The organism is Shewanella sp. SP1S2-4 (assembly GCF_031932075.1).
Taxonomy (GTDB): Bacteria; Pseudomonadota; Gammaproteobacteria; order Enterobacterales; family Shewanellaceae; genus Shewanella; species Shewanella baltica.
The window spans coordinates 29,882-42,803 of the sequence record NZ_JAUOET010000009.1; the positions used below are offsets into that span (position 1 = coordinate 29,882).

Sequence of the window (12,922 nt, forward strand, 5' to 3'; positions counted from 1 at the left end):
CTTTTAGCGACTAGACGCCGCCTAGCTCTCGACTCTTTTGCATGCTTTGTTTGTAATCGGCGACCTTGTCTGCGCGGCACGTTAAGTTCATCACATGCACTAAAGCGCGCGCCGAGGCTTCAACGACATCGGTCGCTAAACCTACACCGTGGAAGTTTTGCTCGTGGTAAACGGCAGTAATGTCCACTTGACCTAAGGCATTTTGGCCTACGCCCTTTGCGCCCAACTTGTAGCTGATGATGTCGATACGACGATCAGTAGCACGGGCAATCGCGTTATAGGCGGCATCAACGGGACCATTGCCAGTTGCGGCTTCGGTTTTAATTTCACCGCCCACTTCGATACGAACGGTAGCTGTGGCAACGCCTTCGGTAGAGTCAGACTGCACCACTAATTGCTGCAATTGATAGTGATTATCTTCTTCGGCCTGCGCTTCCATAAAGGCTAAGGCTTCTAAATCATAATCAAATACTTGGCCTTTTTTATCTGCCAATTTTAGGAACTCTTCGTACAGCGCATCCATATTGTAATCGTGCTCGCTATAACCCATTTCCTCCATGCGATGCTTGATCACATGGCGACCAGATCGCGAAGTCATATTCAAATTGTTGCGATTCAAACCTATGCTTTCTGGGGTCATGATTTCATAGGTATTTTGCGCTTTCAGCATGCCATCCTGATGGATACCCGACGAATGAGTGAACGCATTGGCACCGACAATCGCTTTGTTCGCCTGCACAGGCATGTTGCATAACTGGCTGACTAAATTAGAAGTACGGTGGATTTCCTTAGCGTTAATGCCTGTTTCCAAACCCAACATGCCCTTACGCGTCGCTAAAATCATAGCGATCTCTTCCAATGAACAGTTACCCGCACGCTCACCTATACCATTGATCGTACATTCGATTTGACGCGCACCGTGTTGCACTGCGGTTATCGAGTTAGCCACTGACAAACCTAAGTCATCGTGGCAATGCACTGAGATCACCGCTTGGTCGATGTTCGGCACGCGGTTAAACAGGGTTTGGATAATAGTGCCAAACTCGCTTGGCACTGTGTAACCGACCGTATCGGGAATGTTAATGGTACGCGCGCCAGCAAGAATGGCGGCCTCCACCATACGACACAGATTATCGATTGGCGTGCGTCCCGCATCCTCACAGGAAAACTCCACATCATCAGTAAAACGACGGGCGTATTTCACGGCGCCTACGGCCATCTCTAACACTTGATCGAAAGAACGCTTCAACTTGCTCTCAACGTGAATCGTCGAGGTCGAGATAAAGGTATGAATACGGAATTGATCAGCAACAGACAAGGCCTGCGCCGCGGCATCTATGTCCTTTTCAAGTGCACGGGATAACGCACAAACGCGACTATTTTTGATGGTGCGCGCTATGGTTTGCACCGACTCAAAATCACCGGGTGATGACACAGGAAAGCCCACTTCCATCACATCAACACCTAGACGTTCCAGCGCCATGGCGATCTGTAACTTTTCTTTGACCGAAAGGCTTGCGGCTAACGCCTGCTCACCATCACGTAAGGTCGTATCAAATATAATTACTCTGTTAGACATCTCGCTTCTCCATGGAACGTCACCGTTCGTTATTTAACTTTTGCCGTATTCAGATACAAAAAACCCCGCAACATTGGTGCGGGGTTTGTGAATGCTTTGCCTATTTATCGAGCGTGCAACACTAAGACCTCCGCGTATAAACCGCGAGGAGAGAGAGGAGGAGGTCGAGTTTGCTGCTAATTCTATTCATTTTATTTAAATATTTATTCTGTTCAAATAATCTAGGACGGTTAATATTTAACTTGCCTAGCCGAGAGTGTCAACCCTAATTTTTTCATGTTCCACTCATTCGACCTGTCTTAAGGCCAATAACTGTGAGTTTTATCCCCAAATAAGTGATCGATTCCACAGAATTAACCCGCTGTTTGGATTCAGAAAGCACTGGGATGTGTTAACTTATTCTCCTTAGAAAATAATAGTTTTTTATGCAAAAAATGATTAAGTAAAGTTATAATCCCGCCTTAGTGATTAAGGATATTAGAGCTTACGCATTTTATGGAGCACAAAATGGATTTTCGCGTCTTGGTACTGAGCCTGTTGTTATGGCTGATCCCCTTTGGGGCCAGTGCTATAGACAAGTTAGATGAGCTCACAGAACTCGTCTACCAATATCCCAGTAAAGCCCTGACTCAAATCACTGCCTTAGAAAAGCAATTTACGACCCGTGCCACTTCTGACATTAATCGACTTAGGTTGAGCGTGTTGAAATGCCAAAATCTGCTGCAACTGGGTGAGAACGAAGCCGCAATCAACGTGGCACAGTTAGGCGAGGCCAATGCTAAACAGCTTAAGCTCGATCAGGTTCGCCCCTACTTTTTGATTTGCCAAGCCGACGCCAACCTCAACTACAACAATATTCAAAATGCGCTGCCCTTGCTGGATTCAGCCATTACCTTAGCGCGACGCTATCAACAACCCCAAGCCTTAGTCGATGCCTTGCGTTTACGTGGTCAGCTCGATACCGACACAGATAACTTTTCCTCTGCCATCGAAGATTTACGTCTGGCCATCGATATTTATCCAGACATTCATACTCAGACCCAGAATTGGGTTTGGCCACCACAGGCTTATATTTATGCGGCCATGGGTAATTTACTCTACGCAACCCATGATTTCCCTCAGGCCATGTATTACACCAACTTAGGGATACAGAGCTCAGATGCCAAGGGCAAGGTATTACATATCATTCTACGAAATGCGGCCAGAATAGCGCTCGATAATCAAGAATTCGATTACAGTGATAAACTCGAAAAACAAGCAAAAGCACTACTGCCTGAACTCGGTTCGCCACTTGAGCTTGCCTACAGCTATGCCATTTTGGCATCGATCGCGCTCGATAAAGGCCGCATCGACACAGCCGAAGAATACCTTTCTATCGCCATCAATACCTTCAAGAAGCACAATCAGCAATTGGCTATGATGCGCTCGACTCGTCTGCTGGCACAAATACGCTTTGCCCAACATCAAGACGATGCCGCATTAATCCTAATGAATCACGCCATTGAACAAGCTGAAAATCTAAAGCAGTATTCTGATCTCAAAGGATTTTACGGGATCATGAGCGATCACTACTTAGTGCAAGGAGATTTTAAGCAGGCCTATTCTTTTTTACTCAAACGCTATCGAGCTGCCGAACTCGCCAATCAAGGGATGAACACTGCACGGATATTGCAATTTAAAGCCCGCCTGAATCAACAAGATTTGCAACAGGATCAGAATAATCCTGCGCCAGAAAAGGCATCGATCCTCCAAGAGTTAAATCTAGACTGGGCCTATAGCACTTTGTTCTTAATTGCGATGACGTTACTCGGCGGGGCTATTTGGTATTTGATTGATAAGCAAAATAATCGAGCGCCCCGTATCGAAGGCGAGGAGCCTGCGGAAACTCTGCTCCAACAAGTCACATCAGCCTTAAACAGCGCCAAACAAGGTAATTACCCGCTGTCTTTATTACTTTTTAATGCGAGTCAAATACGGCAAGTTGATTTACCACCTCTGCAGGATGAGCTACAACACAGACTGCGAGAGCAAGATAAGTTAATCCGATATTCGATGGATGAAATTGTGATTATCCTGCCGCATACCTCAGCAGCTGGCGCTAAAAAAGTAGTCAATCAATTGGTGGCCTGTATTCAGCCTTGGCAGGGGTCAAGCAAGGTCAATATTGGTATCGCGGCAATGCAGCAGTTTGATACGTTAGAGTCTTTAATTAAGCGCGCCAGTATCAATCAATTGGGTAAGGTTAAAATCAGTGAGAATAATCCAAACCATTATTCTCCCGCTAAATAAGCCGCGATTTCATCGAGAAAAGCGTCGCCGAAACGACTCAGTTTACGCTCGCCAACCCCGTTGACGGCGAGCATTTCCCCTGCACTGGTCGGCATCATGGCCGCCATTTCCGCCAGCGTCGCATCGTTAAACACTAAATACGGTGGCACATCCTGCTGCTCAGCTATGGTTCTTCGCAGTAACTTGAGTCGCGCGAATAGCTTACGGTCGTAATTCAGCGGCGCCTTAGACTGGCTCACCTTACGTTTTGTGGTCGTTAACTGAATACGCGGTTCGGCGAGCATTAATGCCACCTCACCTTTGAGTACAGGTCGTGCCGATGGGTTTAAGGTTATAGATGAACCTCGCGTCACATCTTGACTCGCCAGTCCCAAGTGGATCAACTGACGGATCACGCTCAACCAATACTCATGACTCTTATCTTTGCCAATTCCCCAAGTCGTGAGTTTATCATGACCCCTGTCGACTATCGGGGCGCCTTTCGAGCCGCGCAACACTTCAATTAAGTGATTAATACCAAAACGCTGCCCTAAACGGAAAATACATGACAACACCTTTTGTGCATCTTCGGTGCCGTCATAACGCTTAGGCGGATCGAGGCAAATATCGCAGTTACCACAGGGCTCTAGTGCGCTCTCATCAAAGTAATGCAATAGCACTTGGCGACGGCAGGTTTGCGCCTCGGCAAACGCCGCCATAGTATTGAGTTTATGGAATTCGACTTGCTGCTGTGGCCCGGGCTCAGACTGTTCAATCAAATGTCGCACCCGGCCAATATCGGCAGGATCAAACAACATAAAGGCCTCGGCATCAAGGCCATCACGGCCGGCACGGCCCGTTTCCTGGTAGTAAGCCTCGATACTTTTCGGAATATCGTAATGCACCACAAAACGCACATTCGACTTATTAATACCCATACCGAAAGCCACAGTGGCAACCACAATATCGATTTGATCTTTAAGGAAACTATCCTGTACTGCACCACGGTCTTCCTGCGTCATTCCCGCATGATAGGCCTTGGCATTAAAACCTTGCAGACATAAACGGTCAGCCACTTCATCGACACGGCGACGACTGCTGCAATAAATAATGCCGTTAGTACCATTCTGCTGCGTTAAAAAATGTCGTAACTGATTAGCTGCATTAAGCTTTTCGGCGACTGTATAGCGAATATTGGGCCGATCGAAACTTGAAAGTAAACGGAACGGGTCAATACCGAGCCGCTCACAAATACTCTGTCGAGTCGCCTGATCTGCTGTTGCGGTCAGCGCCATCATGGGCACATAGGGGAAGAGTTGCTTTAACTGGCCGAGCGCCGCATATTCAGGGCGAAAATCATGACCCCACTGACTGATACAATGCGCCTCATCGATGGCAAACATCGCCAGCTGGAGAGACTGCATACGCTCAATAAAATCAGCGGTTAATAAGCGCTCAGGTGACACATAAAGTAACTTCAACTCACCGTGGCGTAGCTGCCTTAATACTTCGGCACTCTGCTCGCGCGGCAAAGAAGAATTCAGATAAGCCGCAGCAACACCGGTTTGCAATAAGCTATCGACTTGATCTTTCATCAAAGAAATCAATGGGGAGACGACAATAGTGATGCCATTCATCATCAAGGCGGGTAACTGATAACACAGACTCTTACCGCCGCCCGTTGGCATGATCACTAAGCAATCTTGCCCGCCGCAGACACGTTCTATCACCTCCCGCTGACCGTCCCTAAAGTCACGGTAACCAAACACCTGTGCGAGGCGTTGCGAGAGCGGATCATCATGCGTGTCGAGTACGAGCTTTTCCATGGATCTTCTATGTCAAAAGTGAGGGGGCCTATTCTATACCCAAACTAGTTCAAAATGCAGGATTCAACGGTAATTTAAAGCGCTTTAGACGAGGCAATTCACCACGATTGCAGCTATTTTAACCCTAGTGGGCTAAGCCCAAAATAACGAACGCGGGATAAAATACTTTAAAAACTGCCGAAACGGTGTCGTCATTTTAGCGACGGAGTTGCATTAGCCGTAAGCTTCACTGTAGATTAATTGCTCTAAGCCGCACTTTGTTTATCTCAGTGTTGATAACAAATCCAATTACGCCTAATACCGTCACTCAGTGACAAGGACCCCAAAATGACCAGCCCAATCCAAGCCGAAGCTTTGAGAAGAGTCGCAGCAGTATTTGATCAACATGTCCCTTTCCATAATCTACTCGGGCTCGATATCAAACGTTACGATGTCGACGGTGTCGAAGTGGTCATCAATATGAAACCAGAACTTATTGGCAATATCCATCAACAGATCCTCCACGGCGGTGTCACAGCTACAGTACTAGATGTGGTCGGCGGACTTACCGCATTTGCAGGACTGGTCGCAAGCCGTGAAGATTGGACAATTGAAGAATTACAACAACGCCTCCAAACTTTAGGGACGATTGATATGCGCGTCGATTATCTGCGGCCGGGACGCGGCCTCACCTTTACGGGGACGGGCAGCGTCATTCGTGCGGGTAATCGAGTTTCAGTATGCCGCATGGAACTACATAATGAGCAAGGCACGCATATCGCTTTTGGAACAGGGACTTATATGGTGGATTAGGCGATTAAATTTAGATGTGTATTACTGCCTTAGGGCTCAAAACTGACTAAGGTAAACGTCTTGATTAACAGGATGTTTACTGACTTTAATTGTCCATTCAATCTTTTGCGGAGATATTCTGTAACCAAAAGAACGCTGTGATGCCTTGAGTCAGCGGTCAGACACACCTACAATCGCCGTCTTGTTGTCCTTCGAAGATGTCTCATGCCAGATCTTGAATACCGCAAAGGGATCCTACTCGCCGTCAGTGCTTACTGTATGTGGGGGTTTGCGCCTTTATATTTCAAATTACTCAATCATGTTTCCGCTACCGAAATTTTGCTCCATCGGGTGATTTGGTCATTCGTGTTTATGTTGATCATCATGCAATTTATTGGCGGTTTTTCACGCTTACGCTTACTGTTTAAACAACCTAAGCAACTGATGGTTCTCGCCATTACTTCCATACTGATCGCGGGAAACTGGCTGCTATTTATCTGGGCAGTAAATAACGATCACATGCTCGATGCCAGCTTAGGTTACTTTATCAACCCTTTGCTCAACGTCTTGCTTGGCATGTTATTTCTAGGCGAAAGGTTACGTAAACTGCAATGGTTTGCGGTCGCTCTCGCCAGCGCTGGCGTGTTAATCCAATTAATCTCTTTTGGCTCTATTCCCATTGTCTCACTGGCACTCGCGGGCACCTTTGGTTTCTATGCACTGCTGCGAAAAAAGGTCAATGTGGATGCTAAGGCCGGTTTATTGGTCGAAACCGCAGTGTTATTACCGGTCGCGCTAATTTACCTAGTCGCGACCTTAGACACAGCAACAGCGAGCATGCTGACAAACGATTGGCAACTGAATCTGATGTTAATGGCGGCTGGGATAGTGACTACCATTCCTTTACTGTGTTTTGCAGGGGCGGCAGTACGGATTCCATTGTCTATGCTTGGTTTTTTCCAATATATCGGCCCAAGTATTATGTTTATCCTCGCGGTGAGTCTGTTTAATGAGCCCTTCGATGCCGAAAAAGGTGTGACCTTCGGCTTTATCTGGAGCGCGCTGCTCGTCTTTACCTTAGATATGGCCTATAAACGCAAAACGGCGTGAGCATTATCACGCCGATAAACACAGTGGCAGAAGCGATGACATATGATGATTACTTCTGTAACTGTGCTAAAAACTCACTCCCTTGCGGTACTGTCAGTAATAAACTGTAGCCTTTAGCCGTTGGCACTAACACTAACTGCGATTTATCTGTTATTGCCAAAAATGCCTTACCTTTTCCCTGTAGATTAAACCAGCCCAATTGAAATCCCGGCATGCCTATGCCGTTGGTTTTAAAGCTCGGAGTCAATTCTGCCTCTTGTTGCAAATCGACTATGCGTGCCTCGGCGGGCAATAAATCCGCGCGGGATAACTGCACTTTATAGAAGGGCACATCCAAGGTAAGCTCAGTATCGGTTAACACTAACTCGGCACTATTAGACTGATAAAAGACCCAAGAAAATCCGCCCATCATCACCAGCAATATGCCTAAACTCGCTGACTTCGCTATCTTTGGCATATTTTTTAGCCATAACATCAGCAAGATACCCGCTAAACCGAGCAATAAGACGATAAAACTAAAGATAGAGGTTTGGGTTAAAGGGGCGAGTTCAAAAAATTGAGGACTCATTGGCAGTATCTCCCGTGCAGTTAAGTCTTAACCTGCCAACAAAGACATATTATGTCAATAAAAATGCCAGCGCTAATATGAGTACTAGGCTGGCATTGATTGGATTGATTTAGAACGGCTTAGAGATCGAGCGCGAGAATTTTGGAGCGGCGTTGATAGTTATACAACTGCTTTTTCTTCTGTGGCAGTGCTTCAACATCTTCAATCACAAAACCATGCTCGAGGAACCAGTGAATGCTCCGAGTTGTCAGCGCAAACAAGCGTGAATAGCCGCGGTTTCTGGCCTGATTGATAATGTTCTTCAGCAGTAAGCTCCCTCTGTCGGCATCGCGATAATCGGGATGCACCACCAAACAGGCAAACTCGCCCGCATTGTCCTCTTCAAAAGGATAGAGCGCAGCGCAACCAATCACTAAACCATCACGTTCAATCAACATGAACTGTTCGATTTCAATCTCAAGCTGCTCACGACTACGACGCACCAGAATGCCTTGTTCCTCCAATGGACGGATAAGGTTCAACACACCGCCAATATCGGCGATTGACGCACAGCGTAAACGCTCAGCACTCTCAGTGACGATTTGTGTGCCTATCCCTTCGCGGGAAAACAGCTCTTGTAGTAAAGCACCATCTTCAAGGTAGCTAACTAAATGACAACGTGGCACACCATTGCGGCAAGCATCGATACTGGCTTTCAAAAAAGCCATAGTGCCAATGCAGGCAGAACCTTGCTCGGCCAGCTTGTTCATGATGTTTTGCGCATCGTTCGGCATCAACTCGGCAATGACATCGCCATTGCGATCGAGAATACCGTTCTGTGAGCTAAAACCGATCATCTTATCTGCTTTGAGTTTGATCGCCACTTGAGTCGCGATTTCCTCGGCGGTGAGATTAAAACTTTCACCCGTCACAGAAGCCGCAATCGGCCCCATCAACACGATGCAGTGGTTATCGAGCTGACGTTTTAAGCCTTGCACATCGATACGACGAACTTTACCGCTTAAACAAAAATCCACCCCATTGTCGACACCAAGAGGTTGAGCAATCACAAAATTTCCGCTCACTAAGTTAATTTGCGCGCCTTGCATCGGCGTATTACTTAAGCTCATGGATAAACGCGCTGTGATATCAAATTGCAGTGCACCCGCAACTTGCTTGATCACTTTGAGCGAGTCTTCATCCGTGATACGCACACCTTCGTGGTAGGCAGGTTCAATACCGTTGACGGCTAATGCAGCATCAATCTGCGGTCTAGCGCCATACACTAACACCACTTTAATCCCTAAACTGTGCAGCAGGGCGACATCATTTAAGATGGCGCGGAAGTGATTTTGAGCCAAAGCTTCACCACCCAGCATGACCACAAAAGTTTTACCTCTGTGAGCATTAACATAGGGGGCAGAGTGACGAAATCCATCAACCAGTTCAGTGGTACGCACGCGTTATTTACACCTCATTTTTGAGCTGGCAGCGTCACTATGACATGCCAGGAATGAATCGCTAACTTTCGCGTATGGTATTGCATTTTAATTCACATATAAAGAATTTATTCTCACTAAAGTGCAGTTTTTATGATTTAAAGTGCTTAGAGCTGCACTATTTTATATTTTCAGCAAGTGTTCACACTTTTTTAACTTTGCAGGGGAGGATTCCGTGGCTTAAGTTTGCGAGGCCATTATCTCAACTTGATGACTAACCACTAAAAAATGCGCAAAAAAAAGCCCCTTAAATAAGGGGCTTTTCTCGAAACACTAACCAAGGATTACTTGATTTTTGCTTCTTTGTAGATAACGTGCTGACGAATAACTGGATCAAATTTTTTGATTTCCATTTTTTCAGGCATGTTACGCTTGTTTTTTTCAGTTGTGTAGAAGTGACCAGTTTTAGCTGTAGAAACTAATTTGATCTTCTCACGATTACCTTTAGCTTTAGCCATGATCTATTATACCTTCTCGCCACGAGCACGAAGTTCAGCAACAACAACTTCGATACCTTTTTTGTCGATCAGACGAATACCTTTAGTAGATACACGTAACTGTACGAAACGCTTTTCTTCTTCTAACCAAAAACGGTGGTTTTGTAGGTTAGGTAAAAAACGACGACGGGTCGCGTTTTTTGCGTGCGAACGGTTGTTACCAACCATCGGCTTCTTGCCAGTAACTTGGCATACTCTTGACATGTCAATCTTCTCCAAAAACAATTTTAACGCTCGAGCATTAATGTGCCTCGTATGGCCGTCGCCCGAGGCACAAAGAGGGCGCATTTTATACACGATCACAGAGTGAAGATCAAGTGTTAGATTAATTAATCCAGCCTCGTTCTGCAAAAGAAACTATCTCTCGATCACCTACAACCATATGGTCCAACAAGGATACGTCTATGGTTGCTAACGCATTTTTTAATCGCTCAGTTATTCGTCGGTCAGCCTGACTGGGCTCGGCAATACCAGACGGATGATTATGACAAACTATAACTGCTGCGGCCTTTTTCTCCAGCACTAAGCTCACCACTTCACGTGGGTACACTGAGGCTGAGTCTATTGTACCGCGGAATAATTCGACAAATTGAATCACTCTATGCTGGCTATCCAGCAGTAAAACTGCGAACACTTCATAGGAGCGATCGGCCAATTGTCTCATTAAATAGTCCCGAGTTAAATCGGGATTTGTTAAAACTTGACCTCTTTGCAGATTTTCCTGCGCTACACGCCGCGCTAATTCGGCAGCAGCTTGAAGCTGGGCGTATTTTACAGGTCCTACGCCCGGAAGTCGACATACCTGATTTCGAGGCGCACAAAGCAGGTTTCTGAGGCCGCCAAACTCGCTAATAAGCGACCTTGCAAGATCAACCGCGTTTAATCCCGCCAAACCGTTCCGCAGTAATACCGCCAATAACTCCGCATCCGACAGTTGCCCCGCCCCTTTTTGTAACAGTTTATCTCTGGGACCTTCCCCCTCAGGCCAATCTTTAATGCCCATGCGACCTCCCTGTCATCTCACATATTTTCACTTTACTGAGTATGGACGAGATTTTTTGAACTGGGAGAGTCACTAAAATTCACCGCTTTGTGATATTGTTGGCGGCATTATTTCTATCTCGGATGATGTCTGTGAGTCTGACAAATAAAAACGTCCTGCTGGGCATTGGTGGCGGTATTGCGGCCTATAAAAGTGCTGATTTAGTCCGTCGCTTAAAAGAGCGTGGCTTTGATGTACGCGTGGTGATGAGTCAAAGTGCGATGGAATTTATCACGCCTTTGACGCTGCAAGCGTTATCTGGACATCCCGTTGCCTCAAGCCTACTCGATCCTGCGGCAGAAGCAGCCATGGGCCACATCGAACTCGCTCGTTGGGCAGATCTCGTCATCATCGCCCCTGCAACCGCAAACCTATTGGCGCGGATTAATGCCGGCATGGCCGATGAGCTGATCACCACCACGTGTCTTGCCACAGAGGCGCCTATCGCCCTGTGTCCGGCAATGAATCAGCAGATGTACCGTAATCTGGCGACGCAGGCGAATTTAACCAGTCTGGCATCCCGCGGCTTTACCCTTTGGGGACCCGCAAGTGGCAGTCAAGCCTGTGGTGAAGTCGGCCCGGGTCGTATGTTAGAGCCATTAGACATAGCGGAACTGGCTACACAATTTTTTGCCACGCATGACGCCGTTGAATTTAAGCCACTCGCAGGACAGTCGGTGCTGATCACCGCAGGACCAACCCGTGAGGCGATTGATCCCGTCAGATACATTTCGAATCACAGTTCTGGAAAAATGGGCTTTGCCTTAGCCAAAGCCGCAGCAGATATGGGCGCAACGGTCACCTTAGTCTCTGGCCCAGTGAATCTAAGCACCCCAGAAGGCGTGACCCGCATTGATGTTGAATCGGCGCAGAATATGCTCGATGCTGTGATGGATAGCGTTGATAAAAAAGATATTTTTATTGGTTGCGCCGCCGTTGCTGACTATCGCATTAGCGACATTGCCACCTGTAAGATCAAAAAATCGGCAGAAGAAATGCAACTTGCGCTGGTGAGGAATCCTGATATCTTAGCCACGGTTGCGAGCTTACCTAACCGTCCTTTTGTGGTGGGATTCGCCGCAGAAACCCATGATGTAGAAGCCTACGCCCGCGATAAACTCAAACGTAAAAACTTGAATATGATCGCCGCAAACGACGTTTCCGTTGCAGGTATTGGCTTTAATGCCGATGCCAATGCCCTGCGAGTGTTTTGGCCGCAAGGTAGCCAAGATTTGCCCGCCACTGACAAACTCACGCTGGCACGGCAATTACTTTCGTTGATAGTGAAAGAAAAAACAAATACATGAAAACACCGATTGAATTAAAAATTCTCGACTCCCGTATCGGCTCAGAATTTCCTTTACCTGCCTACGCCACACCGGGCAGTGCAGGCATGGATCTTCGTGCCATGATCGACACGACTTTGACCATAGCACCGGGTGAAACCGTGCTTATTCCAACTGGGATTGCCGTTCATGTTGCCGATCCCGGGCTGGCTGCTGTGATTTTGCCGCGCTCAGGTCTTGGCCATAAACACGGTATCGTACTGGGGAATCTGGTCGGACTCATAGATTCTGATTACCAAGGCCCTCTAATGGTATCTTGCTGGAATCGTAGCGACAGTCCATTCACCTTAGAAATTGGCGATCGTCTCGCACAACTGGTGTTTGTTCCTGTAGTACAAGCACAATTCAAACTCGTTGATGAGTTCGACAGCTCAGATCGTGGTGAAGGCGGATTTGGCCATTCAGGCACTAAATAATCCCCAAAATCGTTATTGAGC

Annotated in this window: 12 protein-coding genes; 5 read left to right on the top strand and 7 right to left on the bottom strand. The window is 46.9% G+C overall.

The features are described from left to right. Positions 1 to 10: 10 nt before the first annotated feature. The gene (gene leuA, locus Q4Q52_RS10570; RefSeq protein WP_107949505.1) at positions 11 to 1,579 is read right to left on the bottom strand and encodes a 2-isopropylmalate synthase; all 1,569 of its coding nucleotides are present in this window, start codon (positions 1,577 to 1,579) and stop codon (positions 11 to 13) included. Between the two features lie 507 nt (positions 1,580 to 2,086). Between leuA and Q4Q52_RS10575 the strand changes: the two genes are divergently transcribed. Beyond that, positions 2,087 to 3,868, top strand: coding sequence for a diguanylate cyclase domain-containing protein (locus Q4Q52_RS10575; protein WP_311990579.1), 1,782 nt, complete (start codon positions 2,087 to 2,089; stop codon positions 3,866 to 3,868). Here the strand turns inward: Q4Q52_RS10575 and recQ are convergent. Continuing rightward, a complete protein-coding gene (recQ, locus tag Q4Q52_RS10580; protein ID WP_311990580.1) occupies positions 3,850 to 5,673 on the bottom strand; it encodes a DNA helicase RecQ in 1,824 nt (607 codons plus the stop codon). The genes Q4Q52_RS10575 and recQ overlap by 19 nt on opposite strands. Positions 5,674 to 6,000: 327 nt before the next feature. Between recQ and Q4Q52_RS10585 the strand changes: the two genes are divergently transcribed. Further along, positions 6,001 to 6,465, top strand: coding sequence for a thioesterase family protein (locus tag Q4Q52_RS10585; protein WP_311990581.1), 465 nt, complete (start codon positions 6,001 to 6,003; stop codon positions 6,463 to 6,465). A 204-nt stretch (positions 6,466 to 6,669) separates the two neighbouring features. Further along, on the top strand, positions 6,670 to 7,554 hold the full coding sequence (rarD, locus tag Q4Q52_RS10590; protein WP_106648333.1) for an EamA family transporter RarD: 885 nt from the start codon (positions 6,670 to 6,672) through the stop codon (positions 7,552 to 7,554). Between the two features lie 49 nt (positions 7,555 to 7,603). Here rarD and Q4Q52_RS10595 read toward each other — a convergent pair whose 3' ends face one another. The 5 genes from Q4Q52_RS10595 to radC form a co-directional block, all read right to left on the bottom strand. Then, the gene (locus tag Q4Q52_RS10595; protein ID WP_220591812.1) at positions 7,604 to 8,122 is read right to left on the bottom strand and encodes a PH domain-containing protein; all 519 of its coding nucleotides are present in this window, start codon (positions 8,120 to 8,122) and stop codon (positions 7,604 to 7,606) included. 119 nt (positions 8,123 to 8,241) lie between these two features. Beyond that, positions 8,242 to 9,561 (bottom strand): amino-acid N-acetyltransferase, encoded by a 1,320-nt coding sequence (gene argA / locus Q4Q52_RS10600; protein ID WP_106648335.1) that lies wholly within the window; start codon positions 9,559 to 9,561, stop codon positions 8,242 to 8,244. Between the two features lie 323 nt (positions 9,562 to 9,884). After that, positions 9,885 to 10,058, bottom strand: a complete 174-nt coding sequence (gene rpmG / locus Q4Q52_RS10605; protein ID WP_006079871.1) for a 50S ribosomal protein L33 — start codon at positions 10,056 to 10,058, stop codon at positions 9,885 to 9,887. Between the two features lie 6 nt (positions 10,059 to 10,064). After that, positions 10,065 to 10,301 (bottom strand): 50S ribosomal protein L28, encoded by a 237-nt coding sequence (gene rpmB, locus Q4Q52_RS10610; RefSeq protein ID WP_006079870.1) that lies wholly within the window; start codon positions 10,299 to 10,301, stop codon positions 10,065 to 10,067. Between the two features lie 121 nt (positions 10,302 to 10,422). Further along, positions 10,423 to 11,100 carry a RadC family protein gene (radC, locus tag Q4Q52_RS10615; protein WP_006079869.1) on the bottom strand — a complete coding sequence of 226 codons (678 nt, stop codon included), beginning with the start codon at positions 11,098 to 11,100 and terminating at the stop codon, positions 10,423 to 10,425. Between the two features lie 122 nt (positions 11,101 to 11,222). On the opposite strand from radC, the gene coaBC reads away from it, so the two are divergent. Beyond that, entirely contained in the window at positions 11,223 to 12,446 is a 1,224-nt protein-coding gene (gene coaBC, locus Q4Q52_RS10620; RefSeq protein ID WP_311990635.1) for a bifunctional phosphopantothenoylcysteine decarboxylase/phosphopantothenate--cysteine ligase CoaBC, read from the top strand. Then, on the top strand, positions 12,443 to 12,901 hold the full coding sequence (gene dut / locus Q4Q52_RS10625) for a dUTP diphosphatase (RefSeq protein ID WP_311990582.1): 459 nt from the start codon (positions 12,443 to 12,445) through the stop codon (positions 12,899 to 12,901). Before coaBC ends, dut begins: the two co-directional genes overlap by 4 nt. Positions 12,902 to 12,922: the final 21 nt, after the last annotated feature.

Excerpts from the sequence above, each read along its gene's own strand:
- leuA (WP_107949505.1), bottom strand. The coding sequence starts at position 1,579 with ATGTCTAACAGAGTAATTATATTTGATACGACCTTACGTGATGGTGAG.
- Q4Q52_RS10575 (WP_311990579.1), top strand. The coding sequence starts at position 2,087 with ATGGATTTTCGCGTCTTGGTACTGAGCCTGTTGTTATGGCTGATCCCC.
- recQ (WP_311990580.1), bottom strand. The coding sequence starts at position 5,673 with ATGGAAAAGCTCGTACTCGACACGCATGATGATCCGCTCTCGCAACGC.
- Q4Q52_RS10585 (WP_311990581.1), top strand. The coding sequence starts at position 6,001 with ATGACCAGCCCAATCCAAGCCGAAGCTTTGAGAAGAGTCGCAGCAGTA.
- rarD (WP_106648333.1), top strand. The coding sequence starts at position 6,670 with ATGCCAGATCTTGAATACCGCAAAGGGATCCTACTCGCCGTCAGTGCT.
- Q4Q52_RS10595 (WP_220591812.1), bottom strand. The coding sequence starts at position 8,122 with ATGAGTCCTCAATTTTTTGAACTCGCCCCTTTAACCCAAACCTCTATC.
- rpmG (WP_006079871.1), bottom strand. The coding sequence starts at position 10,058 with ATGGCTAAAGCTAAAGGTAATCGTGAGAAGATCAAATTAGTTTCTACA.
- rpmB (WP_006079870.1), bottom strand. The coding sequence starts at position 10,301 with ATGTCAAGAGTATGCCAAGTTACTGGCAAGAAGCCGATGGTTGGTAAC.
- radC (WP_006079869.1), bottom strand. The coding sequence starts at position 11,100 with ATGGGCATTAAAGATTGGCCTGAGGGGGAAGGTCCCAGAGATAAACTG.
- coaBC (WP_311990635.1), top strand. The coding sequence starts at position 11,223 with ATGATGTCTGTGAGTCTGACAAATAAAAACGTCCTGCTGGGCATTGGT.
- dut (WP_311990582.1), top strand. The coding sequence starts at position 12,443 with ATGAAAACACCGATTGAATTAAAAATTCTCGACTCCCGTATCGGCTCA.